Origin of the sequence: Sorangium sp. So ce128 (genome assembly GCF_051525245.1) — a bacterium.
Lineage (GTDB): Bacteria > Myxococcota_A > Polyangia > Polyangiales > Polyangiaceae > Sorangium > Sorangium cellulosum_B.
The window spans coordinates 9,034,181-9,059,984 of the sequence record NZ_CP150313.1 but is presented as its reverse complement, the minus strand read 5'-3'; the positions used below and the strand labels follow the sequence as shown (position 1 = coordinate 9,059,984).

19 protein-coding genes are annotated in these 25,804 nt (G+C 73.5%); 10 read left to right on the top strand and 9 right to left on the bottom strand.

Annotated features, from left to right (window positions below):
* Nucleotides 1-44: 44 nt before the first annotated feature.
* Nucleotides 45-515, top strand: a complete 471-nt coding sequence (locus tag WME82_RS34510) for a GNAT family N-acetyltransferase (protein ID WP_437555546.1) — start codon at nucleotides 45-47, stop codon at nucleotides 513-515.
* On the opposite strand, the gene WME82_RS34505 is transcribed toward WME82_RS34510, so the two are convergent.
* The 3 genes from WME82_RS34505 to WME82_RS34495 all read right to left on the bottom strand — a co-directional run bounded on the left by WME82_RS34505 (nucleotide 482) and on the right by WME82_RS34495 (nucleotide 5,083).
* Nucleotides 482-802 carry a hypothetical protein gene (locus tag WME82_RS34505; protein WP_437294315.1) on the bottom strand — a complete coding sequence of 107 codons (321 nt, stop codon included), beginning with the start codon at nucleotides 800-802 and terminating at the stop codon, nucleotides 482-484. The genes WME82_RS34510 and WME82_RS34505 overlap by 34 nt on opposite strands.
* Nucleotides 803-1,179: 377 nt before the next feature.
* Nucleotides 1,180-2,973 (bottom strand): protein kinase domain-containing protein, encoded by a 1,794-nt coding sequence (locus WME82_RS34500; RefSeq protein ID WP_438038771.1) that lies wholly within the window; start codon nucleotides 2,971-2,973, stop codon nucleotides 1,180-1,182.
* A gap of 217 nt (nucleotides 2,974-3,190) precedes the next feature.
* Complete coding sequence (locus WME82_RS34495) at nucleotides 3,191-5,083, bottom strand: radical SAM protein (protein WP_438038770.1); 1,893 nt, start codon at nucleotides 5,081-5,083, stop codon at nucleotides 3,191-3,193.
* Nucleotides 5,084-5,236: 153 nt separating this feature from the next.
* Between WME82_RS34495 and WME82_RS34490 the strand changes: the two genes are divergently transcribed.
* From WME82_RS34490 to radC, 4 genes are all read left to right on the top strand, one after another.
* A complete protein-coding gene (locus tag WME82_RS34490) occupies nucleotides 5,237-7,462 on the top strand; it encodes a HEAT repeat domain-containing protein (protein ID WP_438038769.1) in 2,226 nt (741 codons plus the stop codon).
* Nucleotides 7,459-7,830 carry an exodeoxyribonuclease VII small subunit gene (gene xseB, locus WME82_RS34485; RefSeq protein ID WP_438038768.1) on the top strand — a complete coding sequence of 124 codons (372 nt, stop codon included), beginning with the start codon at nucleotides 7,459-7,461 and terminating at the stop codon, nucleotides 7,828-7,830. The genes WME82_RS34490 and xseB overlap by 4 nt, the downstream gene beginning before the upstream one ends.
* A 16-nt stretch (nucleotides 7,831-7,846) precedes the next feature.
* The gene (locus WME82_RS34480) at nucleotides 7,847-8,575 is read left to right on the top strand and encodes a competence/damage-inducible protein A (RefSeq protein WP_437740741.1); all 729 of its coding nucleotides are present in this window, start codon (nucleotides 7,847-7,849) and stop codon (nucleotides 8,573-8,575) included.
* Nucleotides 8,576-8,725: 150 nt separating this feature from the next.
* Nucleotides 8,726-9,505, top strand: a complete 780-nt coding sequence (gene radC, locus WME82_RS34475) for a RadC family protein (protein WP_437851981.1) — start codon at nucleotides 8,726-8,728, stop codon at nucleotides 9,503-9,505.
* On the opposite strand, the gene WME82_RS34470 is transcribed toward radC, so the two are convergent.
* Both WME82_RS34470 and WME82_RS34465 read right to left on the bottom strand, forming a co-directional pair.
* On the bottom strand, nucleotides 9,502-10,701 hold the full coding sequence (locus tag WME82_RS34470; RefSeq protein WP_438038767.1) for a tetratricopeptide repeat protein: 1,200 nt from the start codon (nucleotides 10,699-10,701) through the stop codon (nucleotides 9,502-9,504). The two genes, radC and WME82_RS34470, sit on opposite strands and share 4 nt — an antisense overlap.
* 108 nt (nucleotides 10,702-10,809) lie before the next feature.
* Complete coding sequence (locus WME82_RS34465; RefSeq protein WP_437851976.1) at nucleotides 10,810-11,547, bottom strand: hypothetical protein; 738 nt, start codon at nucleotides 11,545-11,547, stop codon at nucleotides 10,810-10,812.
* Nucleotides 11,548-11,826: 279 nt separating this feature from the next.
* On the opposite strand from WME82_RS34465, the gene WME82_RS34460 reads away from it, so the two are divergent.
* From WME82_RS34460 to WME82_RS34445, 4 genes are all read left to right on the top strand, one after another.
* Nucleotides 11,827-13,164, top strand: coding sequence for a Stp1/IreP family PP2C-type Ser/Thr phosphatase (locus WME82_RS34460; RefSeq protein ID WP_012239102.1), 1,338 nt, complete (start codon nucleotides 11,827-11,829; stop codon nucleotides 13,162-13,164).
* 165 nt (nucleotides 13,165-13,329) lie between these two features.
* The gene (locus tag WME82_RS34455; RefSeq protein ID WP_437851974.1) at nucleotides 13,330-14,910 is read left to right on the top strand and encodes a hypothetical protein; all 1,581 of its coding nucleotides are present in this window, start codon (nucleotides 13,330-13,332) and stop codon (nucleotides 14,908-14,910) included.
* Nucleotides 14,911-14,972: 62 nt separating this feature from the next.
* A complete protein-coding gene (locus WME82_RS34450) occupies nucleotides 14,973-16,439 on the top strand; it encodes a hypothetical protein (RefSeq protein WP_438038766.1) in 1,467 nt (488 codons plus the stop codon).
* A gap of 5 nt (nucleotides 16,440-16,444) precedes the next feature.
* Nucleotides 16,445-17,389 (top strand): RluA family pseudouridine synthase, encoded by a 945-nt coding sequence (locus WME82_RS34445; RefSeq protein ID WP_438038765.1) that lies wholly within the window; start codon nucleotides 16,445-16,447, stop codon nucleotides 17,387-17,389.
* Nucleotides 17,390-17,407: 18 nt separating this feature from the next.
* Here WME82_RS34445 and WME82_RS34440 read toward each other — a convergent pair whose 3' ends face one another.
* Nucleotides 17,408-18,316, bottom strand: coding sequence for a M23 family metallopeptidase (locus WME82_RS34440; RefSeq protein WP_438038764.1), 909 nt, complete (start codon nucleotides 18,314-18,316; stop codon nucleotides 17,408-17,410).
* Nucleotides 18,317-18,556: 240 nt separating this feature from the next.
* Between WME82_RS34440 and WME82_RS34435 the strand changes: the two genes are divergently transcribed.
* Nucleotides 18,557-19,906, top strand: a complete 1,350-nt coding sequence (locus tag WME82_RS34435) for an LA_2272 family surface repeat-containing protein (protein ID WP_438038763.1) — start codon at nucleotides 18,557-18,559, stop codon at nucleotides 19,904-19,906.
* On the opposite strand, the gene WME82_RS34430 is transcribed toward WME82_RS34435, so the two are convergent.
* From WME82_RS34430 to WME82_RS34420, 3 genes are all read right to left on the bottom strand, one after another.
* On the bottom strand, nucleotides 19,845-22,145 hold the full coding sequence (locus WME82_RS34430) for a CapA family protein (RefSeq protein ID WP_438038762.1): 2,301 nt from the start codon (nucleotides 22,143-22,145) through the stop codon (nucleotides 19,845-19,847). The two genes, WME82_RS34435 and WME82_RS34430, sit on opposite strands and share 62 nt — an antisense overlap.
* A gap of 455 nt (nucleotides 22,146-22,600) precedes the next feature.
* Nucleotides 22,601-23,710, bottom strand: coding sequence for an HPP family protein (locus tag WME82_RS34425; RefSeq protein WP_438038761.1), 1,110 nt, complete (start codon nucleotides 23,708-23,710; stop codon nucleotides 22,601-22,603).
* 118 nt (nucleotides 23,711-23,828) lie between these two features.
* Entirely contained in the window at nucleotides 23,829-25,745 is a 1,917-nt protein-coding gene (locus tag WME82_RS34420; RefSeq protein ID WP_438038760.1) for a hypothetical protein, read from the bottom strand.
* Nucleotides 25,746-25,804 lie beyond the last annotated feature (59 nt).

The following is a 25,804-nucleotide window of genomic DNA, read 5'->3' as shown; positions in this document are numbered from 1 at the left end:
ACGGCCGGAGAACGTCCCTGCGACGCCCGCCGGGAGGTCGCCTCGTGACAGCGCTCGTGATCCGCCGGGCGGCGCCCACCGACGCCGCGCTGATCGCGGCGAACAACCGGGCCATGGCGCTCGAGACGGAGGGCAAGGTGCTGGATGCCGCCACCACCCTCCGCGGCGCCGCCGCGCTGATCGCGGATGCCGCCAAAGGGTTCTATCTGGTGGCCGAGCACGCGTCCGAGATGGCCGGGCAGCTGATGGTCACCTACGAATGGAGTGACTGGAGAAACGGCACTTTCTGGTGGATCCAGTCCGTCTATGTGACCCCCGCGCAGCGGCGCAGCGGGGTCTTCCGGGCGCTGTATCGGCGAGTCCACGAGATGGCGGCGGACGCGGGGGACGTATGCGGTATCCGCCTGTACGTGGAGACCGCGAACGCGCGAGCGCAGTCGACGTATGTCGCGCTCGGAATGCGGCGTTCGCACTACGAGCTCTACGAGCTCGATTTGGCCTTCGGCTCGTCCTGAGGGGTCCGGCTCTCCTGGTTCGAACCAGGGGGGACGACCGCGGCCATCGACGGCCAGGAGCCCTTGACGAGGGCTCGCATCGCGGCCGTCTTCAGCGCCACCTCCCCAGGATCGAGGAAGACGCCGAGGGCCTGGCGGATGTGAGGGAGCGTGCGGATGAGATCGGCTGGCGTCATCGCTTCGGGCGGTGACACATCGCTCCGCTCGCAGGCCTCCTGGATGATCTTTCTGGCGAACGCGGGTGCGAGGCCACAGCACTCGACGACCTGCTCAAAAAGCGAGCGCATGAGCTGGTTCCCCCCGGGGTAACGTCCGACGCGCGGCGCGTCTTTCACTTGGGCGAGCACATACCGCCCCACGACAAGAATAGCCTACCTCCCCTATCGCGCTCGTGAGGCGGCCACTGACGTTCTGCTGTCTTCCGTGAGCATGTAGGCGACGCCGTGCGTTCAATGTGCGATAGCGCGACCCGACGTCGCGTTATCGGCGCCGAGGTCGCGGGTGCTCGCGGTCGTCGGGGTGTTGGACGTGTCTCCATGGTCGGAGTGTTGGACGAGGCGGCGAAAAGGATCATGGCTCGCCCGGGGGGGCGCGCTGGATCCATGCGCACGTACCGTCTTGGGCTATCTCCGCGGTGACGTCGTGCGTCACAGCCCTGCGTGCGTCACAGGCCGGATGGCTTGAAGGGCGTCCGGGAGGTCGTCCGCGGAGCGCTCCGCTTCGGCTCTGGCGCCTTTGGCGCGGTCTTCGGCGCCGCGCTCCGAACGGTCGATGAGCGGGTGACCGGCTTCGCCGTCGGGGCCGTGGATCCGCTGGTCGTGCGCGTGTCGGGCCGGCTCGTCCTCGGCTTGACGGCCGCGGGCGGGGTCGCTCTGGAGCTCGGCCGCGGGGCGGGGCTCGTCGCACGGTGGGCGGTGGGGGCAGGGACCTGCGCGGGCCCACCGGGCGCGGAGCCCTGGGTGGACCGGTCAGGGGCGGCGGCTCCGCCGGGAATCACGCCCTGAGCGGAGCTGTCGGGAACAGCGCCCTGAGCGGAGCCGCCGGGGACCGCGGACCCGGCCAGCTCGCCGGGATGCCCGGGCGCGGCCACCTGGACCGGCCCGCTGGCCGCCGCGGCGGCGGGGAAGAAGGACGAGATCCGGGAGGCAGAGCCGCTCTCCGCCGTGAAGGGAGCGGCTGGCTCTTGCTGGCCGGCGGCGAGAAAGGCGCCCGCCCCGACCGCGAGCGCGACCGCGCAGGCGCTGGCGAGCACGCGGCGGCGCACGATGTGGTGCCGGCCGCGGGAGACGGCCTCGGAGACGACGGCGCCCAGCCCCGGCGCGCTGCCCTCGGCGCCCGAGCTGTCCTGCGCCGCCTCGACGCTCCGCTGGGTCAGGGGAGCGCGCTGGCTCAGGGGCAGACGATCGCTCAACGGAGAGCGCGGGCTCAGGGGCAGAGAATCGCTCAACGGAGAGCGCTGGCTCAGCGGCGATCGCCCCGACCGGGGCGCCGACGCGGGGCCGCCCCGCGCGCTGACCGGCGCGGTGAGGCTCTCCGGCGGCCCGCGCAAACCGACCTCCTTGATGAGCGCCTCCACCGCCCGGGGCGACGACACAGCGAGGCCCGGCGTCTGCGTGGCTGCGTCTTCCAGCGCCTCGGCGAACGCCGCGGCGGTCGGGAAGCGATCGTCGGGGTCGGTGCGCAGCGCGCGCAGGCAGATCTGGTCGAGCGCGGCCGGCACCGACGGGACCACCCCGCGCGGACCCGTGGGCGCGCCCTGGAGGATCTGCGCGAGCAGCGCGCCGTCGTTGTCGGCCTTGAACAGGCGCTCCTCCGTGAGCATCTCCCAGAGCACCACGCCGGCGGAGTACACGTCGCTGCGACGGTCGACGTTCGCGGCCCGGATCTGCTCGGGCGCCATGTAGGCGAGCTTGCCCTTGAGCGCGTTGCCCCGCGTCGACATGAGCCTCGTCTCGGCGCGGGCCACGCCGAAGTCGGTGATGCGCGCGATGCCGTCGACGCCGACGAGCACGTTCTGCGGCGAGACGTCGCGGTGCACGAGGTTGAGCGGCTCGCCCTCGCCCCCCGTGAGCTCGTGCGCGGCGTGGAGACCCGCGAGCACGTCGAGGAAGATGCGGAGCGCGATCCCGAGCGGGACGGGCCGCTTCGCCCGCGCGCACGTGCGGAGCAAGCTGTGCAGCGACGGCCCCTCGATGTACTCCATGACGAGGAACAGCGGGTCCTCGACGAGATCGAACGTCGCGACGACATTGGGGTGGCGGACCCGCGCCGCGAGGCGCGCCTCGTCGAGGAACATCGCCACGAACTCGGGCTCCGCGGCGATGTGCGGGTGCATCATCTTCAGGGCGACGAGGCGCTCGAACCCGCCGGCGCCCAGGGCCCGCCCGAGATACACCGTCGCCATGCCGCCTGACGCGATGGCGCGCAAGCTCTCATAGCGGCCCGCGTGCAAGGTCACGTGACCAGACTACACCATGCGTGGTGCGTTCTCCACGACTCCCGCGCCGCTCACGCGAGCCTCCTCCCACACGGCCGCGAGGAGAACCGGATTCTGTGTCGATGTGAGGTGCCCTGCGACCGATCGCCGAGTCCAGCGGCTCACGTGACCTGTCTCTCGGCGATCCGGGGCAGCGCTGCGCTGCGCTGCCCTGGCGGCGCGCGGCGTGGGGGCGCGATCAGCTCACGATCGGCAGCCGCCTGGCCGTCCGCCGTGAGCGCGCGCCGCCCTGCTCGCGCTCGCGCAACGCAAGGTCGTGCTCGATGATCGTCAGGGGGTTGTCGTAGGTCGGTAAAGGAAGATCCTGATTCTTCGCATAGACAGGGTGCCTACCGTGCTTCTTGTACCACTCGGCCACCGTGGCGTTGGCCTTCATCTTCTCGAGGATATTCCGCCATCCAGCCCCGGTGTTGTACGCACAGAAGCTGATCTCGCCGAGCTGCGTTCCGTACGGAATGATGCACATCTCGGTGCGGCGGAAGTCGTAATTGAACAGGTCCTGGAACCACATGCCCGCGACGAAAAGGACACGCCACTCGTACTCGCGGGCGTCGCCCTCGCCGGCGTGCGCGGCGCCCGTCTGGCTCAAGAACTGCTTCACGAGCGTCGCCAGGTGGAAGCCGGGCGGCGCCTTGTCCGGCTGGTAATGGCGCAGCAGCGCTGCGACGACCTGCGCCTTCGTGAGGGCGCGGCTCTGCCCCGCGTCGAAGATCGCGCGCAGGTCGGAGAGCAGCCCTTCGACATCGATGAAGTCGAGCAGCGGGACCATCTGCTTCGTCTTCTTGTGGACGAACAGCGCGGTCCCGATCCCGCAGTTCGGGTGGCAGCCGCAGTTGATTTGCCCCCAGTCCTTGTCGGGGCCGTCGAGGAGGTCGGTCACGTTGCCGAAGGGGCTGAGCGCCGACAGGGGGAACCAGTCGCGCAGCGGGTCGGTCACGCCGGTCTGCCGGGCGATGTCGTGCGCGAGGTGGCTCAGCGTATAGCGCTGCTTCTCGCGCAGCTCGTCGGAGATGTCCTCGTCGCGGCCGGTGAAGCTGACCGGCTGGAAGCTGACGACGGTGATCTTGTCGGCGTTCTGGACCGCAAAGTCGATGATGGGCCCCACCTGATCGTTGTTGACCCCGTTGACGATCGTCACGACCAGGATGACGTCGATCCCGGCGGCCGAGAGCTCCTCGATCGCCCGCAGCTTCACGTCGTAGAGGTTCCCGATCTTCCGGTGGCCGTTCGCGGCGTTCGTGACCCCGTCGAACTGCAGGTACGCCATCCGGAGGCCCGCTTCCTTGGCCTTCCTGGCGAAGCCCGGCTCGTCCGCGAAGCGGATCCCGTTCGTCGCGCACTGCACCGCGAAGTAGCCCTTCTCGCGCGCGTACCGGATCGCGTCGAGGAAGTGCGGGCTCAGCGTCGGCTCGCCGCCGGAGAACTGGATCGACATCTGGCGGCGCGGGCGCACCGCCGCCGCGTCGTCCAGGATCCGCGTGATCTCCTCCCAGGAGAGCTCATGCACGTAGCCGACCTGATTGGCATCCATGAAGCACGGGTCGCACATCATGTTGCAGCGGTTCGTCAGGTCGACCGTGAGCACCGCGCCGCGACCGTAACGGATGGTGCTGGATCCGTGGTTGTGGATCCTGTCCTTCGTCATCTCGACGTCGCGGCCGCCGAAGAGGCGCTCGATCCGCGCCAGGAACGCCGGGTCGATCGAGATCGTGTCCGAGAAGAAGCCATGCTTCGGGCACGTCTTCTCCATGACCACGCGCCCATCGCGCGCGACGATGCTGGCGCGGATCTCCCCGGGCTTGTCCGTGATGAGCTTGGTCCAGTCCGCTCTGCCACTCAGGATCTCGTCGCGCGCCTCCTTGACGCAGCGCGGGCACAGGCTGTCCGTCTCGCGAGGCCAGCCGAGCGGGGGCTTCGTGCGCTCGCCGCCCCTCGGGATCGGCTTGTCGCTCCACTTCGGGTGAAACGGCCTGGGCTCGCCGCCGAGGCGGCTCAGTCGCTGCAAGACCGGCCACGCCTTGTCGGCGGAGACCGTGATGGCCTTTTCCAGTGTCCGTACCAGGTCGATCAAGCGTCACCTCTCTCACAGCCGCATTTCGCGGCTGCACGGTAGGTCGACCTAGCGCGTGCTTCCATCAAATTCCAGGCTGTCACGCGGCGCTGACACGGCTCGGCCTGGGGCGTGACAGCGGGCCGTCGATCGCGGGATAGTGCGGCGCAGCGAATGCGATTCCTCCCTGGAACCCCCCGCGCCCTGGGCCTCGCCGCGGCGCTCGCGGCCACCGCGATGGCGGGCCCGGCAGCGCCTCAGCCGGTCGCGCGGACCGCCCGGGCGCCGCAGGCCGCGGAGGAAGGCGGCAAGGCCTCCGCGGGGGCCGAGGCCGGCGCGACGCCGCTGCGCGGCAGCCTCGGCGTGGCCGTCGGCGAGCGGCTGCTCTCGTCGAGCGACCCGGCGGCGCGGCTCCGCGGCATCGAGCGCCTCGGGGCGATCGGCACCGAGGAGGCGGTGAGCGCGCTGCTCGCCGCGCTCGAGCAGCACGGCGCCCCGGGGGCGCGCGATCCCAGGACGCGCCTCGCGGCGGTGCGGGCGCTGGCGCCGCACGCGCAGCGCGACAGCGTGCGCCAGCTCCTCGCGCGCGAGCTCTCGGAGAGCGCGCCCGCGCGCGGCGCCGCCTCGCCGCTCGGCGAGGTGCTGCGCGGCACCGCCGCCCTCGCGCTCGCGCGCACGGGCGAGCGGCGCGCGCTCGGCGTGCTCGTCAACGCGATCGTGCAGGGCGGGGCCGCGGGCGAGGCCGCCGCGCGCGCGATCAAGGCGCACCCGCCCGCGTCGCTCCAGCTCCTGCTCGGCAGCCGCAAGCGGCTCGAGCCGGCGCTCGCGAGCTTCCTCGGCGATCTCGGCGATCTCCGGGCGATCGCGGCGCTCCGGCCGATGCTCGAGGGCGGCGACAGGGCGGCGCAGGTGGCCGCGGCGCGCGCCCTCGCGCGCCTCGGCGACGAGGCGGCGCTGGCGAAGGCCCGCGCGTGGCTCCGCAAGCCAGAGCCGGGGCTCTTCGAGCCGACGGCGGAGATCCTCGTGTACCTCGGCGCGCCGGAGGCGGCCGGCGCCGTGGCCGCGCTGCTCGGATCCGAGCTCGGGCGGATGGAGGGGCTCAGGCTGGCCGAGCTCGGGCCGGCGGAGCGGCTCGCGCCGGCGCTCGCGCGCGCTCTCCCGCTGCTCCCGGACGACGCGCGGCCCCGCGCGGTCGCGGCGATCGGCCGCGCGGGCGGCGCGGAGGCGGCGCGGCAGCTGCGCCGGGTCCTGAACGAGCGCCCCGAGCTGGCGACGGCGGCCGCGTTCGCGCTGGCGACGATGCCGGGGGCCGAGGCGCGGGCCGCGGTCGCGGAGCTCTTCGACGGCCCGCGCGCCGCGAAGGACGCGGACCTCCGCAGGCTCGGCCTGCGCGCCGGGGTGGTCCGCGGGCTCGTGCTGCGCGACGCGCCCGAGGCGCTCGAGAAGCGGCTGCGCGCCGCGCTCGCCGCGCCGAGCGGGTCGAGCGATCGCGCCGTCGGGGTGTTCGGCGCCGTGGCGCTCGGCCTCCGCGACGCGGTCGATGTCGTCGGCGCCTGCTCCCCGTCCTCCTGCGATCGCGCGGCGGTCCACGCGGCGGCGCGCGGCGCGCTCGCTCGGGGCGAGCGCGCCCTCGCCGCCCTCGCGCCGCTCTTCGCGGCGCTCGCCGCGTCGGGCGCCGGATCGCCGCCCGGCGCCGCGAGCGCCGCGAAGAGCGGCGACCCGGCGCCAGACGCGGCGGCGATCTCCGCCGGCGTCGCGCTGCTCGCGGAGCCCGGGGGCGGGGCGATCGCGACCTCGCGGCTCGCCGCCCTCGCGGAGGCGGGCGGACCGCTGTCGCCGCTCGCCGCCCGCGCGCTCGCGGCCCGCGACGACGAGGTGGTCCGCGGCAGGATCGAGCGGCTGCTCGAGGGGAGCGATCCCGTCGTGCGGGCGCACGTCGCGCTCGGCCTCGGGAGCGACCCGATGCCCGACAGCGTCTCCCTTCTCGCCCGCGCGTACCGCTTCGAGGACGACCCCGCGGTGCGCCGCGCGATCGTCCGCGGCCTGTCCCGGCGCACCGAGGTGCAGCGCAGGCGCGTCCTCGTCGCGGCGCGGGACCTCGATCCTGACGAAGGGGTGCGCGCGCTCGCGCGGGCCGCTCTCTCCGGCGCCGACGCACGGGCGCTCGATCGGCCGCGCTCCGCGCTGGCGACGGGCGTCGTGTGGGTGGCCATCGTCCCGAACGACCGGAGCGCGTCCGGGAGCGCTTCCTCGCGTCCGGCGCGGCTCGTCCGGCCGGATGGGCTGGCGGTCCCCGTCGTGGCCGATCCCGACGGCGTGCTCCTCGTGCCGGCGGTGCCGCCCGGCGCGAGCGCCGTCCTGCTTGCGCCGGCCGCACCCCCGGGGGACGCTGGCTCATGACGACGATGAGCAACGCGACGGACGAGGGCGCGGGCGTGGAATCACGCGCCGAATCACGCGTCGAATCGAGCGCGGAGCCCGGCGCCGCCGGGGCGTCGGCGAAGGCCGAGGCCGACCGCGCTCCGCGGAGCGGCGACGCGGGCGCCGGCGCGATGTCGTTCGAGGAGTCGACGCGCCGCCTCGCGAAGATCGTCGCGGAGCTCGAGGGCGGCGATCTGCCGCTCGAGCGCGCGCTCTCGCTCTTCGAGGAGGGCATCCGCCTCTCGCGGTCGGCGCAGGAGCGCCTCGATCGCGCGGAGAAGCGCGTCGAGGAGCTGCTCGGGATGGACGCCGACGGGCGCCCGGTGACGCGCGAGTTCGAGAGCTGAGCGGAAGAAGGGTGACATGAGGACCGCAGCGGCGCTGATCATCGGCAACGAGCTGCTCAGCGGGAAGATCGCTGACGAGAACCTGTTCGTGCTGGCGGGCACCCTGCGCGCGCTCGGCGTCAGGCTGGAGCGGGCGGTCATGGTGCTCGACGAGATCGAGGTGATCGCCGCCGAGGTGCGGGCGCTCGCGGCGTCGCACGACTGGGTCTTCACGAGCGGCGGCGTGGGCCCGACGCACGACGACCTGACGATCGCGGGCGTCGCGCGCGCGTTCGGCGTGCCGGTGGTCAGCGCGCCCAACATCGAGAGCCTCCTGCGCGATTACTACGGCGATCGGCTCACCGAGGGGCACCTGCTCATGGCCCGCATCCCGGAGGGCGCGCGGCTCGTGACCGGCGGCAGCGCCGCGTGGCCCGGCGTGGTGATGCGCAACGTGTGGATGCTGCCCGGCGTGCCGCAGATCTTCCGGGCGAAGCAGGCGCTCATCCAGGCGGAGCTCTCCGGCGGGGCGCCGTTCGTCTCGCTCGCGGTGTTCACGACCCTCGACGAGGGGCAGCTCAAGCCCATGCTCGACCGCGTGGTCGAGGCCCACCGCGACGTCGACATCGGCTCTTATCCGAGGTGGTCCGGCGTCGAGTACCGCACGAAGCTCACGTTCGACGGCCTCGTCGAGGCGAGGGTGCGCGCGGCGCGCGACGCGTTCGCCGAGAGCCTCCCCGCGGAGACGATCGTCCGCGTCGAGTGACGCGCGCGCGTCTCCGTTCCCGCTCCGGGCGATGGCGCGCAGCCCTGGCGGCCGCCACCCTCCGCCGCCGTTCCGCCGCCCCGCCGGCGCGCGCGCCCCCGCGGCGCCCCGGGCCGGCAGTCGGGCCCGCCGCGTGCTTGTCGCTCGCGCATGAGCCCGTGGAAGCGCGCCGCCCTGCTGTCCGATCACCTCCCCGAGACGTGCACCGACGACCCCTCTGCGCTGGCCGCCTTTGTCGGCCCGCGAGAGCGAGCGCTCGAGGAGGGGATCTGGTCGCTGGGCGACGCCGACCTGCTCGCGATCGTGCTCGGCACAGGGCTGGTCGGCACCCCCGTGACGCTCGTCTCCGCCGCGCTCCTCTCGCGCTTCGCCGGGCTGGAGGGGCTCGCGCGGCTCGGCCCGCACGCGCTCGCCGAGCACCCCGGCCTCGGGCTCGCGAAGGCGCTCCGGATCGCCGCGTCGCTCGAGCTCGGGCGGCGCGCCTTCGAGCGCGCGGTGCGCCCGCGGCCTCCGGTGCGCACCTCGGCCTCGATCGCGGCGTGGTGCGCGGCGCAGCTCGGCCCGCTCGATCACGAGCAGATGTGGGTGATCTCGCTCGACGGCCGCAACGGGATGAGGGGAGCGCGCAGGGTCGCGCAGGGCGGGCTCCACGGGTGCTCCGTCACGGCCAGGGACATCCTGCGCGCCGCGCTCTCGGACGCGGCCTCGGCGCTCGTGCTCGTGCACAACCACCCGAGCGGCGACTCGGCGCCGTCGCCCGAGGACGTGGCCATGACCAACGCGGTCGCCGCCGCCGGCGAGGTGATCGGCGTGCCGCTCGTCGACCACGTCATCCTCGCGCCGGACGGGCACTACTCCTCGCTGCTCGATCTCGGGATGATCGCGCCCGGCGACGCGCCGCGCGGCGCCACCCCGCCGAGCCGAGGCTAGGCGCGCTGGCCGACCAGGAGGCCGTGCCGCTCTCCGCCGGGCGCCCCGCCGGTGCCTGGCACGCTCGCGAACCGCAGCGTCGCGCCGCCCCAGTCGACCGACGGGCTCCCCTTCAGCAGCGAGGTATAGAGCGCGCTCGCCTGCGTCATCGGGCAGCCGATCGCCTCGCGCACGAGCGTGAGCGACGCGCCCGTCGCGTAGCTGACCGGCGCCTGCCGGCCGTCCTCGCCGATCACCGTGACCTTGAAGACGTCGTCCTCTGCGCGCGCGGCGCGGTCCGGATCGGTCAGCGCGAGGTGCAGCGCCTCGATCGCGCCGCTCCCGGGGCCATTGTTCGGGGCGTCGAGGGTCACGTGGAGCTCGAGGAGCGGCGCCGTGTAGCGGACGATCTGCCGCGCTGCGGCGCCCTCCGCCGTCGCGGGCGCCGCGCGCGCCTCGCGGCGCCTGAGCTGCGCCTCCATGACGAGCGCCGACCGCGCGAGCTCCCGCTCCGTCTTGCCGAGCAGCCGGCGCGCGCGCATCTCGGCGAGCGCGCGCTGCAGCACCTCGCGGTTCCTCGCCGCCTGCTCGTGGCTCCGCTCGCGCGCGAGCAGCGCCTCGAGCTCGCCCAGCGCTCGCTCGTGCTCCCCGATCGACGCGAGCGCGTCCGCGAGCGTGAGCCGGGCGTCGGCGAACGAGGGCGCGCGCCTCACCGCCTCGCGGTAGGCCGCGATGGCCGGCGCGACCTCCCGCCGCGCCTCGTGCGCGAGTCCGAGCGCGAAGGCCGCCCGCGCGTCCTCCGGCGCCGCCTCGCACGCGCGCGCGAGCCAGCGCGCCGCCTCGTCGTAGAGGCGCAGATCGTAGAGCACGACCCCGAGCTCGCGCAGCGCCCGCGGATCGGGCGGCTCGATCGCCGCGCCCCGCCGGAGCTCCGCGGCCGCCTCGTCGAGCCGGCCGAGGCGGACCAGGGCGCGGGCGTAGGCGAGGCGCGCCTCGATCTGCTCTTCCCCTCCGCCGGGTTCCACCCCGCGCGCGAGCGCCCTCGCCGCGTCCGCCCAGCGCTCCTCCGCCGCGTACGCGGCCCCGAGCGCGAGCCACGCCCCCGCGTCGTCCGGCGCGCCCGCGACGTGCCCCTCGAGCCCGGCGATCCCGCCCGCCATGTCTCCGCGGCCCAGCAGATCGAGCGCGCGCGCTCGCTGCGCTCCGGACGACGTCATGGCGGCAGCGTACGCCGGCGCGGCGGCGCGGGTCGAGCGCCCGAGCGGGCGGGGCCTCACCCGCGGCGGGGCCTCACCCGCGGCGGGGCCTCACCCGCGCCTTCGGCGTCAGTAGCCCTGCGGGAGATCGCCCGCCAGGCACGAGACGGTGTTCGGCGCCCCGCGCGACGACCACTTGGCGCCGGTCGGCACCCCGCCGTCGAAGCGCACGCCCTCGTGTGGATCCCACGACGGCGTCTCGCCCGGGCGCAGGGAGTGCGTCCCGCTCTGGTAGAACGCGATGATGTACGTATGCCCCGCGACGCGGCAGCCGAGCCGCCTCGCGAGCGCCTGCGCGAAGGACCGGCCGGTGTGGCCGAAGGCGCTGCAGCAGCGGAGCCACACGAGGGCGTCCGGCCCCGCGAGCTCGGCCCTCAGGGCGTCGAGCGCCTCGTCGAGCGGCGAGCCGGGCCGGAGCGCGGCCTCGTCGAGCCGCGTCGCGCCCATGCGCATGTACCCCCAGCCGCCGTGCCCCCAGGCCTGCAGCGACGCGATCTTCCGGCCGCGCTCCCGCGCGGCGCGCGCCGCCCAGCCGAGCGCCTCGGCCCAGCTCGCGGCGGACTGCCACGCGTCGGCCGCGCCCGTCATGCGGTGCAGCAGCGCGCCGGCGCGCCAGATCGGCGTGAGCCCGATCGTCGCGCCCACGGCCTCACCCAGGACCTCGAGGTCCCCGGTCTCGGCGGAACCGGCGGAGTCCGCCGCAGCTGGGTGCGCGCGCGCCGCCGCGCCATCGCGCCGCCTCGCGCCGTTTGCCCGCCGCGCGCTACCCCACCCGACGTCGGTGTTATCGAAGAGGACGAGCCGCATACAACCCCCCATTCTACGCGCTCCGAATGTACCGCCGCTCGCAACCGCGGCCACGCGGTCGATTCCCCACCCGCCCCCCGAGCGCCTCCCGACGCCGCTCCTGCTCGCGCCGCGCCGCGCCGCGCCGCACGCGCCGTCCGCCAGCGGGCACGCCCCGGGCGCGGCGAGGGCGCGATGGACGGGAGGAGGTCTTCCGTCGACGTCCTCCACCGTCTAGTTCGCGGTGGGCGCAATCGGTAGTGATTTCCTCCCGCGCCCTCGGTTAGCCTGCCCGAACCGATGGGCCTGTCCGAAAACATCAGGTTTTATGCGGCCACCGACGTCGGCCGCATGCGGGACCACAACGAGGACAACTACCTCGTCGACAAGAAGCTCGCGCTCTTCGTGGTCGCCGACGGGATGGGCGGACACGCCGCAGGCGAGGTCGCGAGCGCGCTCGCCGTCCGCATCATCCACGAGGAGCTGAAGAAGGAGCGGGACCTCATCGAGAACCAGGCGCGCAGCAACGTGCGGCGCGCCGCGATGAAGGAGGTCCTCAGCCTGCTCGAGCACGCCGTCCAGCGCGCGTGCGCCCGGATCCACGAGGAAGCGAAGGCCGACACGACGAAGCGCGGCATGGGCACGACGCTCTCCGCGCTCCTCATCGCCGGCTCGCATGGCTACATCGCGCACGTCGGCGACAGCCGCATCTACCTCCTCCGCGAGGGGCGCATCCAGCAGGTCACCGAGGACCACACCGTCTACAACGAGCTCATCAAGCGCGGCAAGCTCACGCGCGATCAGATCGAGAAGGTCGCGCAGAAGAACGCGATCACGCGCGCCGTCGGCGTGTACGAGCGCGTCGAGGTCGACACGCTCACGATCGAGGTGCTCCCGGGCGACCAGTTCCTCCTCGCGTCGGACGGGCTCCACGGGTACATCGCGCACACCGCGGAGCTCGAGCCGTTCTTCGAGGAGGAGAACGGCGAGATCGCCGCGAACGGCCTCATCGATCTCGCGAACAGGAAGGGCGGCAAGGACAACATCACCGCGATCCTCGTCCGGCTCGGCCAGGGCGACCACCGCGACAGCGTCCGCGCCCGGCTGCTCGCGCTGAAGCGCGACGTGCTCGCGAAGATGCCGCTCTTCGCGCGCCTGCAGGAGCGCGAGATGCTCCGGGTCATGCAGGTCGCCGAGGTGCTCTCGTTCGAGCCCGGCCAGATCGTGGTGCGCGAGGGCGATCGCGGCGACGAGCTCTTCATCGTGCTCTCGGGCCTCGTCCGGATCATCCGCGGCGAATCGGTGCTGAGCGAGGTCGGCCCGGGCGAGCACTTCGGCGAGATGGCCCTCATCCGCAGCATGCCGCGCTCGGCCACCGTCTCGGCCGTGGAGCAGAGCGAGCTCATCGCCGTCCGGCGCGCCGATTTCTTCGAGATCCTCCGCAAGGAGCACGAGCTCGCCGTGAAGCTGCTCTGGCAGTTCCTGGGGGTGCTCGCCGACCGGCTCGATCAGACGTCGCGCGACCTGAGCACCGCCCGCGAGGAGCTCGCCGCGGAGGACATCACGAGCGAGATCTTCCCCGACAGCGAGGAGGGGAAGAGCCCGTTCGCCCCCGAGGAGCGCTCCTCGGCGCGCTGAACGGCGCCCCCGCGGCCGTGGCCGAGCGGAGCGGAACGGAGCGGAACGGAGCGGATTGCCGCGGCGGGAGCGGCGGGGCGAGACCGCGCGAGCCGGGCGAGCGATTCGCGGATTGACACCCTCCTACCCCGGCCGGTAGCGTCCGTCCGACGGATAACCATGAGCATGCACGGCAGAAGGTACTGCGAAGGCCATCTCGCTCGCGTCGCCATCAACGTGGCTGGGGGCTCGGCGTTCGCGTCGCTCGCGGCCCTAGCGGCGGCTCTCCTCGCGGCGTCCCCCGCGGCCGCCGACGAGCCGCGGAGCGCCACCGAGCCGCGGCTCATGATGGAGACCGGCGAGATCACGAGCGTCGTCGACGCCTTCGACGACGGCGACACCTTTGATCTGAACTTCAGCTTCGGCTTCGAGTACGCGACGAAGAGCGCGAAGATCCGGCGCGAGACGAGCATCGCCGGGCCGGGGCTGTCGTCGGGCGGCTACACGTCGAACCTGCTCAACGTGGCGACCTACAACGAGGCGACCTCGAAGCTCAACCTGCGCCTCGACGTCGGCCTCTACCGGGACCTGGCGCTCTACCTCAGGATGCCGCTCATCCTGAACCACGCGCGCGAGCTCACCGATCTCAACGGCAGCGCCGGGGCCGAGGCGCAGGCCGTCGCGCTCGCGGGGGCCCCCGGGGAGCAGCTGTTCCAGATGCCCTTCACGTCGCCGAACCGGAGCGGCATCGAGTACCTCGCCGTCGGCCTCGACGTGAACATCATGAACCAGGCGCGCGACCGGACGAAGCCGACCTGGCTGTTCGGGGTCGAGGGGCGCTTCCCCGTGAGCGAGCCGATGCACGCCTGCACCGAGTCGCCGAAGAGCGGCCAGGTGAAGTGCGCCGATCCGACGGACGTCAACCGGAACAACAGCAGCGACAGCGAGTTCGAGGGGCAGAGGGTCGCCCAGCGCGACCCCGGCGTGTCGCGCGGCACCATCGGCCTCGAGGTCCACACGTACCTGTCGAAGCGGATCAAGTACGTCGAGCCGTACGGCGGGTTCAAGGCGCTGTTCGAGTTCCAGCAGGAGTCGAGCGACTACGGCCTCACCGACCTGAAGACGTCGCTGGTGAACCACCCGCCGCTCGTCGGCAGCGTGATGCTCGGCGTGCTGATCGTCCCCTGGGAGAACCGCGAGAAGTACACCGGGCTCACGCTCGATCTGCGCTTCACCGGCGAGTACCACTCCGAGGGGCGCGACTACTCGGAGCTGTTCGACGCGCTGGGCTCGAGCGACGCGAGCTCGCTGCGCCAGCCGCAGTGGGCGGCGTTCCGCGACAACGACGCGTACGACCCGGACCTGTGCAGGACGGGCGATGCGAGGGCCTGCTCGCCGTCGATCGTCGACGAGGGCTCGCAGCGGACGTACTTCACGGGGCTCAGCGACGTCCAGCCGTACGGCTCGTACCGCGCCTCGGCGAGCGTGACGTGGCGGGCGGCCGAGCTCGTGAAGTTCCAGATCGGCGCGGGCTTCCGCCACGACGGGGGGCACGGCATCGGCGGCGACCAGCCGTGCAACTCCCAGTTCAAGGACAGCCTCGGGGCGGCAGGGCCTTGCCGCCGCCAGGACGCGGACGGGCGCCTCACCGTCACCGGCAGCCCGAACCCCAACTACCGCCCGACCATCAACGCGGTCGGCCGCCGCTTCTACGTCAACGACAGCAACACGTTCGACCTCTTCGCGAGCGGCACGTTCATGTTCTGATCGACGCCCCGAGCGGCGTGGCCATCGCGGCGAGCGTCGCCGTTGGCCGAAGCAGCAACCCCATGATCGACCCCTGGCACCTCCGCGGTGGCGCGGGCGCCCTGGCGCTCGCCGCGGCGCTCGCCGCGGCGCTGCCAGCGTCGGCTCAGCCCGAAGGCGCGGCGTTGCCCGCGCGCTCCGGGGGAGACGAGCGACCGGCGCAGCCGCCGCGACCCGATCGGCCGTCGCGATCGGCCGTGGTGCTCGCGACCGCGGTCGCGCCCGGGGCCGAGGAGCGCGCCGCGCCGCTCGCCAGCGCGCTCGACGCGCTCCTGTCGGACACGGCGCAGGACCTCGGCCTCTCGGTGGATCTGGCGGGCCGCGTCGCCTCGCGATCGCGCCCCGACGAGGCCGAGCTCATCGAGCGCGCGCGCTCCGGCGACGAGCTCTTCATCGCGCCGAGCCTCGAGCTGCGCGGCGACGAGGTGGAGCTCAGGCTCGCCGTTGCGTCCGGCGGATCGACGTCGCTGAGGGTGCGGGTCGAGCGCGTCGCGCGGGACGACCTCGCGGCGCGCGCCGCGGTGATGCTCCGCGATCTCCTGGCCGAGCTCGACGCCGGCGCCGCCGCGGCCCCTGCGTCGGCCCGCGAGGCGCCGTGCCCCGAGCGGTGCCGCGGGCGCCTCGCCACGCCGGCGCGCAGCATGGGGAAGGCGACGCTCGCGGCCAACGCGACGCTCTACGGAGGCCTCGTGGGCTTCTCGATCCAGCGATCGAGCGGCTCGGACGATCCGCGCCTGCTCTATCCGCTCCTGGCGGTCGGCGCCGGCATCGGGCTCGGCGGCGCGATCATCATCGCGGAGGAGTGGGACGTCGGCGTGGCCGACGCGTGGTACCTCGGGTCCGGCACGTGGTGGCCGACGATCGCGGGGCACCTGATCTACCAGGGCCGCTTCGCGCAGCACGCGGCGGATCCGGCCCAGGAGCGCTGGGCGTCCGGGCTGATCGGCGGGACCGCCGGGATCACGCTGGCGGCGCTCGGGCTCTCGCTGGGCCGGATGTCCGAGGGCGGCGCGCTGATGGCGCAGTCGGGCGGCGGGCTGGGGCTCATGCTGGGCGGGCTCGTCGAGTGGGCGGGGCGGGGCGACGTGCAGCGCACGCCGATCGCTGGCATGGGCTACGGCGCGGCGCTCGGCTGGCTGGCGGCGGCCGCGGCGGCCACGCAGCTCGACGTCACGCCGTCGGAGATCCTGGCGATCGACGTGGGCGCGATGCTCGGCGGGCTGGGCGCCGCCGCGCTCGCCAGCCCGCTCGTGTTCGAGTCCCCGACCGAGGCGCAGCAGCGGGCCTGGGTCGGCGCCACGGCCGCGGGCTTTCTGCTCGGGGCGGGCGTAGCGTGGCGCGTGACCCGCCCTGCCGGCGTTGGAGCCCGCAGCGCGGGCCCCTCGTGGAACCGGTTCGGCCTGCCCATGTTGGGAGTGATAGGAGAGAGCGTGGTCGGGAGCCGGCGAGCGCCCGCGCTCGGCCTCGGGTGGCAGGGGGCGATTCCGTAGGAGCTATGAAGATCACGATCACCGAGCTGGATGCAGGGACGCGCCTCGACAAGCTGCTCGTGCAGCTTCTCCCCGGGCTGGGGCGTGCGGGCGCGAAGCGGCTGTTCTCCGAGGGGCGCGTGCGCGTCCTCGGCGTGGGGAAGAGCGGCGCCGGCCGGCGCGCGTCGAAGGGCGACGTGGCGGCGGCCGGCGAGGTGCTGGAGGTCGACGTGGAGCCCACGGAGGCCTCCGGCGCGGCGACGCCGGATCCTTCCGCGCCGCTCGACGTGGTGCTCGAGCGCGACGACCTGGTGGTGGTGAACAAACCCGCCGGGGTGCCGACGGCGCCGCTCCATCCGGGCGAGCGCGGCACGGTCGCCAACGCGCTCGTGGCGCGGTACCCCGAGATGGCGAGCATCGGCTTCTCTCCGCGGGAGCCCGGGCTCTGCCACCGGCTGGACACGGACACGAGCGGCCTCGTGCTCGCGGCGCGCACGGCCGCGGCGTTCGCGGCGCTCGGCGCAGGGCTGAAGGAGGGGCGGCTCGACAAGCGCTACCTGCTGATCTGCCAGATCGGCGATCTTCCCGAGATGGGCTCGATCGAGGTGCCGCTCGCGCCGCACCCGAAGGACAAGAAGCGGGTCTACCCGTGCATCCACCCGCGCGACGTGGCGCGATACGCCCCGAGGCCGGCCGCGACGATGTACAAGCGCGTGCGGCAGGTGGGGCTCTGGGAGCTCGTCGAGGCGCGGGCGCCGCGGGCGCTGCGGCACCAGATTCGGGCGCACTTCGCGTCGGTGGGGCACCCGCTGGCCGGCGACGTGCTCTACGGCGGGCCCGCGGTGGAGGGGCTGAGCCGCCACGCGCTGCACGCGCACTACATCGGGTGGGGCGGCAGCGACGCGGTGCCTGCGTTCGTGGTGACGTCGTCGCTGCCCGCGGACATGGCGGCGCTGGTCGGCGAGGCCTGAGCCGCGCGCCGCGTCGCCTCAGCGCGCGCGCGCCTCGACGACATGGCCGTCGACGTCGCGCGCCCGCGCCGTGATCTGGAGGTCGTCGGCCGACGCCGTCCCGCCGAGGTCGCTGAAGCGGAACGCGATCACGTACGCCGCGGACTGCGCGTTGAACTTCGCCGGCTCGATCCGGATGCCTCCGAGGCTCTGTTCGTCGATGGTCGCGGCGTCTCCCTCCCCTGTATATTTGCGGTTCCACTCCTCGTAGTTGAACACGCGCTCCTCGATGACCTCCCCGGTCGACCGGCTGGACGTCGCGACCGCGAGCTCGACGAGGCCCGGGGAGATGCCTGGCAGGGTGGCCTCGACCTCGACCGACACGCTCGACGTGGAGTCCTCGTCGGTGCGGCGCACGGAGAGCGCCGGGGGCAGCCCGTCCGGCGTGGGGAGGAAGCGGAGCGGGTGCACGCAGTACACCTTCTCGTGCCCTCCCTCGCGGATCTCGAAGTGCAGGTGGGGGAACAGGCTGCTGGCGGCGAGCCCGGTATAGCCGATGTGCTGACCGCGCCCGACCTGATCGCCGGTCTCGACGAGCGGCATCGCCAGGTGGATATAGGTGCTGTAGAGGCACGCGCCCGGCTGATCGCAGTGCTCGATCTGCACCACGACGTCCTCGAAATCCTGGTAGCGGCCTGCGCGTATCACCTTTCCGTCGGCGACCGCGTACACCGGGGTGCCCATGACGGTGGGGATATCGATGCCGCGGTGGAAGTCGTAGACGCCATCGCGCGAGGTCTGCAGGCGGGGACCGAAGCTCGACGACATCGGCTGGATCTCGTCCGTCCCCCCGATCGGCCACACGAGGTCTGGGCCTTCAGGCTCCGAGCCGCAGCCGGCAGCGAGCGTGGAGAGGGCCAGCACGGGCGCGAGAGACGATGGCTTCATGGTGGCGAGTCCGTGGCGCGTGGGCGCGGCGCAGATGGCGAGTCCACGGCGCAGCGCCCACACGCAGGCTATCGAAGCAGCGCGCGGAAGTCGAGGTCAGGGGTGCTGTGATGGATCCACGCGGCACCGCCGTCGACGCCGCTCGATTCTTCGCCCGCGGAGCAGCCTTTCGGCGCTGCACGCGTGTACGATGGTGCGATGTCGCCGCGCGCGCGCCGAGCGAGGTGTCCTCTCCAGGCCGTGCCGATCCTCGCGGCCTGCGCGGCCGCTCCGGCCGTGCTGGCGCCGCGCAGCGCTTCCGCGCAGCAGCTGGCGGACGCGGCGCCCGGGCGCGCCCCGCCGCGGTCGGCCTGGCCGAGCGACCCGTCCGGCGCCGGCGGCGCGGGCGGCGAGCCTGTGCGCCGCGGCCCGGAGACGCCCTATTTCCCCGTCAACCTGTCGCTCATTTTCCCGCTGAGCACCAACGCCACGGCGCCCGATCTCGCCACCCACCTCGATCTCGCGCTCCTGCTCGGGCGCGTCGGGTTCGTGGACGGCGCCCAGGTCGGCCTGTTCTCGTGGACGTCGGGGGATCTGCGCGGGCTCCAGCTCGGGATCGCGAGCGTCGTCTCGGGGCGCGCCGAGGGGCTGCAGCTCGCGGGGGGCTTCGCCTTCGCGGACGCCCCGCTCGCGGGGGTGCAGCTCGCGGGGCTCTTCGGGTGGGCGAGCACGACGGTCACCGGCGCGCAGATCGCCGGCGTCGCCAACCAGACGTACGCGGACGTCGACGGCCTGCAGGCGGCCGGCGCCGTCAACGTCGCTCGCGGGCAGGTGACGGGCGTGCAGGCGGCCGGCGTCAACATCGGCCGGGTCGATGGGCTCCAGATCGGCGCCATCAACGTCTCGCAGGAGCAGCGCGGGCTCCAGATCGGCATCATCAACGTGGCCCGCAAGATCGACGGCCTCCAGATCGGCGTCATCAACGTGACCGACAACCTCAAGGGGGAGTCGCTCGGCCTCCTCCCGCTGCCGCGCGAGGGGGGGATCCGGCTCGCGCTCTGGGGGAGCACCGGCCTGCACGGCAACGTCGGCCTCAAGTTCTCGAGCCGGTATGCCTATACGATCCTGAGCTTCGGGCTCCACAGCGAGCCGCGCGCGCCGGAGGCGCCGGACGTCGACGACGGGCGCGCGGCGGAGCGCGAGCCCCTGTACGCCGTGGGCCTCGCGATGGGCTCGCGCCTGCCGCTCGACGTCGAGGACCTCTCGCTGAGCGCCGACGTCGGCGCCTACCACCGCGGCCCGTTCCAGGGGGATCTCCCCGGGCGAAACGAGGTGCTCAAGGCGCGCGTCTCGGCCTCGTACGCGCTGGCGGAGCGCCTCTCGCCGTTCGTCTGCGCCGGCGGCTACGTGACGTTGCGGGGCGAGGGCGCGCTCGAGATCGGCGGCGGGCCCGAGCTCTGCCTCGGCGTCGAGCTCGGCCTGCTCGACGCCGCTCGGCGTGTTCGCGCGCCCGCCGCGCCCGCTGCCCTCGCCGGCCGCGGCGGCGCGCTCAGGGCGTCGCCGCGGCCAGCGCGTACGACCGGTGCGTCATCGTCACGCCGAGGCTCGTGAGCGCCGGATCCGTGGCGGTGCAGCGCACGAAGCTCCAGTCGTTCGGCGTGGCGAACGCGAACCCGAGGGAGCTGTCGGCGACGGTGCCCTCCCACTCGATGAGCGACACGTCGTCGAGGAACGAGGTGGCCTCGCCGCTCGCCGGCACACCCGCCCTGAAATAGAACCGGACGGAGCCCGCGTTCGACGGCGGGGTCAGGTCGACGGTGAACGGCTGCCAGCCGTAGGTGCCAGCCGCGCGCGTGAAGACGACGCTGTTCGACACGCTGGTCCCGCCGCTCGTGTACCAGTAGACCTGCACACGCATCTGGCCGGCGTTGTTTCCCTTCATGTAGCCGGTCAGGGTCAATTTGCGGCCAGGCTCGAACTTGACGCGGTTGTTCATGCTTGTCGAGGCCTCGGTCGTGTTGCTCGACTTGCGAAGGAACACCATCGCGCCGGTCCCGCCGTGGACGACGCTGTTCTCGATGTAGCGGAATTCGCTCATCGACCACATCGAGCCTTCGTGGGAGGTGTCGTCGACGTCGCCGTCCTCGAAGTCGCCGTAGAGCATGATCTCCCGGCCGTAATCGCAGCTCGCGGCGGCCGTCGTCCGGACGGCGGCGAGCGAGTCCGCCGGGTTCGAGCGCAGGTGCGCGAGGGGGCCTGTGCGGCGGCTCGTCAGCGGTACGCTCCGCGTCTCGACCGCATCGCTCGTCGTGTACTGCGAGGCGCTGCTCGCCGCGGCGGCCCGCGGGCCGCTCGCGAACACGACCGCCCCTGTGATGCCGTCCGCCGCCTCGCCGGGCGCGGGCGCCGCCGGCAGCGTCGTGGAGAGGTGACCGATGTGGCGGATCGCCCGGCCGAGCCAGGCGCCGCCCACGAGCTTCGGGACGTAGTCCTCGTTCTGGAACGGGATGAGCTGCACGCGGTGCACCGCGCGGTTGCCGCTCGCGTCCTCGTCGATGTCGATGGCGGCGAGGTACGACTGGTACGTCTCGAAGACGTCCTGATCGAAGACCATGTTGCCGAGCGACATGAAGATATAGCGGGGGTCGGCGCCGGCGTTGTACAGCCCGATGCCGTGGATCGTGTGCGGGTGGTGCGCCACGACCATGCCGGCGCCCTTCTGGACGAGCTGGGTGAACCGCCGCCGCATGCCGGACGACGGATAGTCGCTGTACTCGATGCCTCCGTGCAGCACCGGGATGGCGAAGCGCCCGACCGCGTCCTCCGCCATGAAGTCGCTGATCTCGGTGAGGCCGAGCTCGAGCGCGCCGGCCTTGGGAGGAGGCCCGTCGGAGGCGGTGAGCGTGTACTCCGGGAGCGTCGTCCCGTCGTTGACGAGCTGGTTGAACCCCTGGAAGGCCACGTCGACGCCGCCGAGCGTCCGGTAGAGCACGGTGCCCTTCGCCATCGTCTCGTCGAGCCCTGCGCCGAACCAGTCGAGGCCGGCGTTCGGGACGGCGGTGAGCGTGTCGGCGACGCCTGCCCCCAGGTAATCGAACATGTGGTTGTTGCCGAGGCTCACGGCGTCGACGCCGGAGAGCGCGAGCGCCCTGACCGTCTCGGGGTAGGAGAAGAACGTGAACGACTTGTAAGGGTGGGGCGTCTGCGGGTTGGCAGTGACGGGGCACTCCAGGTTGACCTGGGTGTAGTCGGCCGACGCGAGGACGTCGCGCAGGAAGGAGAGGATCGCGCTCGCGTCGGCTTGCCGTGTCGCGGGGCGGATCAGATCGCCCACCTCTCCCTCGATGCCGTCCTCGTCGCTGTCGATGAAGCGCCGACCGAACATCGTGTCGCCTCCCACGAGGATCCGGGCGCGGCCCGCGCGCTGCTCGGTCAGCACGACGCGGCCGACCCCGGCAGCCGCCTCGGCGAGCGGCAGGTGCAGATCGGCAGGGACGATCTCGCCGTAGTACCCGTCGACCTCGACGCGCAGCAGGACCGAGCGCCGCGCGAGCGCCGCCAGCGTGAACGCGCCCGCGCCGTCGGTGAACGCGATCTCGCCGTGGTTGACCGCGCCGCTCCCCCAGCCGATGGCCGTCACCTCCGCCCCCGCGATCGGCGACCCCGCCTCGTCGACGACGACGCCGGTCACGTCGATGGGGGCCGCCGCGTAGGTCGCGTCGTACGCGGCCTCCGTGGCGTCGAACTGGAACGCCGCCGACGCATCGCCCGCGGCGAGCCAGGCGCAGGCCGCAGCGCACACCGACAGCGGCGTGGAGGTGATGACGCGGACAAGGGGTCTTTCTGCCATGTTCGCTCCCGATCGGTTGGTGCCTGTTCGAGGACGGATGACCTCAACAGGCGTGATGGGCGCCAGAGCTCCTTCAGGGCCGGCTCAACACGTGCAAAACGTGCAAACGCGCAGACGTGCAAATGTGCCGTGTGGCCAAACTCCGAGGTGACCAAGGCCGACGACGGGGTCGCGAGCGTCGACGGCCGCTCAGCCCTCGCTGAAAAGGCCGCGAGAGCGCCGACCCATGCACGATTCGATCCGTTTCAGCGATGGCGCTGGAGACAAAGACGATTATCTCGAGACTATCATGCTTTGATCATCGCTCGCTATACGCTCGAGTGGAGCAGCCGGCGATTTGTCGTCTTGTCGGTTGTCGGCCTGGCAGGTGTTCCTGCACGTGAAGGCGTGTGCATGGATGGTGCGCTGTGGCGATGCGCGCCTGTGTCGCATAGGGGCGTACTGCCCTGGGCTCGCTACCCGACCAGCGCCGAGCCCTTGGCGAGCTGCGCGCGGCCGATCACGGCCAGGAGATCGGTTTGGGTCACGATGCCGCGCAGGCGCATCTGGGCGTCGACGATCAGCGCTTCGTGCACGCGCCCGCGGGAGAGGAGCCGAAAGAGCTCGTTGATCGGCGTGTCCTCGCCGGCGGTCTCGAAGTAGATGGACGGCAGGTCGCGCACGGTGGCCTCGGGCATCGCAGACGCGATCGAGACGTCGATCGCGCCGTGCACGACACCTCGCTCGTCGACCACCGGCAAGACGCGCAGGGCGCGCTCGCGGAGGCGGCGGAGCGCGAGCGCGCTCGGATCGTCGGGGTGAATCGTGACCAGATCGCGCGACATGATCTCGCCGCAGGTGACGCCTCCGCGCAGGCGCCGGTGCGCCTCCTCTTCGACGTGCCGGACGAGGGCGATCAGATCGTCGCGCTCGACGTCGAGCGGCGTACCGAGGCGCTCGAGGGCGGCGTCGATGTCGCTCGGCGAAAAGCCGACGCGGAGCTCGGGCGGGGCATCGGCGGTGCCGTGGGGCGAGACAGGCAAGGTCACGACGTGCGGGTAGCTGCGGCGCACCAGGTTGTTGAACACGAGCCCCGCTGCCACGAGCAGCAGGGAGTTGATGGCGACCGGCATGAGCGCGAAGTGATAGCCCAGGCTCGTCACGGCCGGGCCGCCGATGACCGCTGTGAGCGCCACCGCGCCCGCGGGCGGGTGCAAGCACCGGAGCAGGCTCGTGACGGCGATGGTGACCGCGACCGCGACGGCGCCGGCGCACAGCGGATCGGGGATGACGCGAGCCGCCGTGACGCCGATGACGGCCGCCAGCACGTTGCCGCCGAGCACGGACCAGGGCTGGGCGAGCGGGCTCGCGGGGACCCCGAACACGAGCACGGTCGAAGCGCCGATCGGCGCTATCAGGAGCGGCGCGTGCGCGGTGGGGCCAAGGCAAGCGTGCATCACGAACCCGGTGGCCAGCAGCCCGAGCAAGCCCCCGGCAGCAGCGTAGATCCGCTCGCTGACGAGCAGCGGCGTGCGCATGGGCTGGAACCGCGTAAGAAAGCTCGAGCTCGCAACTCCAAAGCTCATCGCGCGGCCATATATCGAGATGTCCGCGCGCTGTCTACGAATGGTTACGACTGCTTACGAACGCTGGCGAGGGGCTCGCGGATCGCGAAAGCGTGTCGGGACGGGGGCTGACCCGGCGCTACGCCGCAGCGGAGACCGCCTTCTTGCGGGGGCGCGGCGCGCGGGTCGCCCCGGCGCCGGACGGCTTCGCCGGCGTGGCGCCCGCGGGCGGGGTGGACGCGGCGCGGACCAGCGCGGCGGCGATGGCCGCCGTCATCCTCGCGGTCGGCAGGCGCGGCGTGAACGCGAGCACGCGCTCGCCGGGGCGCCGGCCGCGCGAGGAACGGCCGCTCTTCGCGAGCCCCTCGACGGCGCGCTCGCACGGAGAGCCGGGGGCGACGCGCAGCAGGACCTCGGGCAGCCCGATGGCGCCGCCGGCGCCGGGCGCGTAGACGACGCCGACCTCGATCCCGACGAAGCCGGGGAGCGCCGTGCGCGGCGAGAGGCCGAGCCGGAGCTCGTCGGCGTCGGGGCTGCCGTCCGGGATGCGGAGGCGGCCGACGACGCGGAGCTCCTGCGCCCCAGCCGCGGCGCCGGCGGGCGCCTTCCGCAGGCGCCGCACGCGCCGCGCGACGTCGCGCAGGAACGCGACCGGCCGCGCCGCCGGATCGGCGGGGAGCTCGGCGAGCCGGCCGGTGCAGAAGATCGCGAGCAGCGCCGTCGCGTCGAGCGCCAGCAGGTGGGCGTGGTACGGCGAGGCGGCCGCCACGGCGTGGACGCCCGCGCCGAGCCCGGCGAGCAGCGCGACGAGCAGCGCCTTGCCGGCGCGCGTCGACACGTCGAGGTAGACGCCGCGCGCCCGCGGCGGCTCGCGGAACGCCTCGGCCTCCGCGATGGGGAGCCACTTGCCAGGGCGCCGCAAGGTCGCGGCGGCGCGCTCCGGGCGGGGCGTGCGGTGCGCCGCGAGCGCGGTCGCCGCGGCCACGAGCGCGGCGCCCGGCGTGCCGTCCCTGAGCAGGAGCTCCAGGGCGACGCCGGCGACGAGCGCGAGCCCCGCGAGCGCGGCGCGCGGCGCGAGCGGGATCGGGACGAGGGGCCGCGGCAGGGCGCCCGCGGCGCGCGCGAGGCGCTCGTGCTCGCGCGCCTTGAGCGCGACGAGGGCGCTGTAGAGCGCGAAGAGGACCACGCCCGCGGCCACGTAGAGGGTGCGGCCGCGATCGGGGCTGCCGGCCGCGGCGTCCGAGATGCGGCCGAGCGTGTCGGCCCCGGGCTTCGCCGCGGCGGGCTCGGGCTGGAAGGCGCGCGCGTCGGCGCGGATCGCCCACCGGATCGGCTCGGCCTTGGGGGCGTACGGGCGGAGCAGCTCCAGCTCGTCCTTGTCGAGCGCGCGGCGGAGCGTGGAGAGCGTCGTCGGCGCCGGGAGCGCGTCGGGGGACGGCGCCTCGCCCGCCTCGCTGTCCCGCGCCTCGTCGACGCGCGGCTCGTCGGGCGCGGCCGGGAGCGCGACGGTGAGCCGCGCCGAGTCGTAGCCGTCGTCCCAGACGGGGCCGCTCCAGGAGACGCGGGAGCTCGGGCCGTCCTGCCGGATGAGCCCGCGCTTCATGAGGTCCGTGCGGTAGCGGAAGAAGAGCACGAACACCCCGCGGCTCAGCCCCTTGCCGTCGAAGCGGGCCCGCATCGCCGCCGGCCGGCGCGTGCCGTCCTCGCGCGGCCGGGGGTCGGGCGGCAGGAGCTCGATCGCGACCGGCGTCGCGGACGCGAGCGAGCCCGCCTCTGCGGCCTTGAAGGGCACGGCGTAGCTGCCCTGATCGAGCTGGGCGTCCGGGTCGACGCCCTGGATGTCGAGCCCGCGGAGCGGCCCGCCCGAGATCTTCAGCGTGACCTTGTGCTCGACCGTGGCGGCGCCGGCCCGGTCGATCGACAGGCGCACGTCGTCTCCGGCGATGTGCACCTCGACCCACGCGCGCGCGGGGAGGGCGAACGCGATCGACAGGAGCGCCGCCAGGAACGGGAGCAGCAGCGCCGGCCCGGGGCGGCGGGCGATGCGAGAGGGCATGGTGCAGGAGTCCCACGTCGCCGCGCGTGGGGCCAAGTTCCAGGGACGCCGCCGGCCGT

Coding starts and splice junctions, on each gene's coding strand:
- WME82_RS34505 (WP_437294315.1), bottom strand. CDS start 802: ATGCGCTCGCTTTTTGAGCAGGTCGTCGAGTGCTGTGGCCTCGCACCC.
- WME82_RS34490 (WP_438038769.1), top strand. CDS start 5,237: ATGCGATTCCTCCCTGGAACCCCCCGCGCCCTGGGCCTCGCCGCGGCG.
- xseB (WP_438038768.1), top strand. CDS start 7,459: ATGACGACGATGAGCAACGCGACGGACGAGGGCGCGGGCGTGGAATCA.
- WME82_RS34480 (WP_437740741.1), top strand. CDS start 7,847: ATGAGGACCGCAGCGGCGCTGATCATCGGCAACGAGCTGCTCAGCGGG.
- radC (WP_437851981.1), top strand. CDS start 8,726: ATGAGCCCGTGGAAGCGCGCCGCCCTGCTGTCCGATCACCTCCCCGAG.
- WME82_RS34470 (WP_438038767.1), bottom strand. CDS start 10,701: ATGACGTCGTCCGGAGCGCAGCGAGCGCGCGCGCTCGATCTGCTGGGC.
- WME82_RS34465 (WP_437851976.1), bottom strand. CDS start 11,547: ATGCGGCTCGTCCTCTTCGATAACACCGACGTCGGGTGGGGTAGCGCG.
- WME82_RS34460 (WP_012239102.1), top strand. CDS start 11,827: ATGGGCCTGTCCGAAAACATCAGGTTTTATGCGGCCACCGACGTCGGC.
- WME82_RS34455 (WP_437851974.1), top strand. CDS start 13,330: ATGCACGGCAGAAGGTACTGCGAAGGCCATCTCGCTCGCGTCGCCATC.
- WME82_RS34450 (WP_438038766.1), top strand. CDS start 14,973: ATGATCGACCCCTGGCACCTCCGCGGTGGCGCGGGCGCCCTGGCGCTC.
- WME82_RS34445 (WP_438038765.1), top strand. CDS start 16,445: ATGAAGATCACGATCACCGAGCTGGATGCAGGGACGCGCCTCGACAAG.
- WME82_RS34440 (WP_438038764.1), bottom strand. CDS start 18,316: ATGAAGCCATCGTCTCTCGCGCCCGTGCTGGCCCTCTCCACGCTCGCT.
- WME82_RS34430 (WP_438038762.1), bottom strand. CDS start 22,145: ATGGCAGAAAGACCCCTTGTCCGCGTCATCACCTCCACGCCGCTGTCG.
- WME82_RS34425 (WP_438038761.1), bottom strand. CDS start 23,710: ATGAGCTTTGGAGTTGCGAGCTCGAGCTTTCTTACGCGGTTCCAGCCC.
- WME82_RS34420 (WP_438038760.1), bottom strand. CDS start 25,745: ATGCCCTCTCGCATCGCCCGCCGCCCCGGGCCGGCGCTGCTGCTCCCG.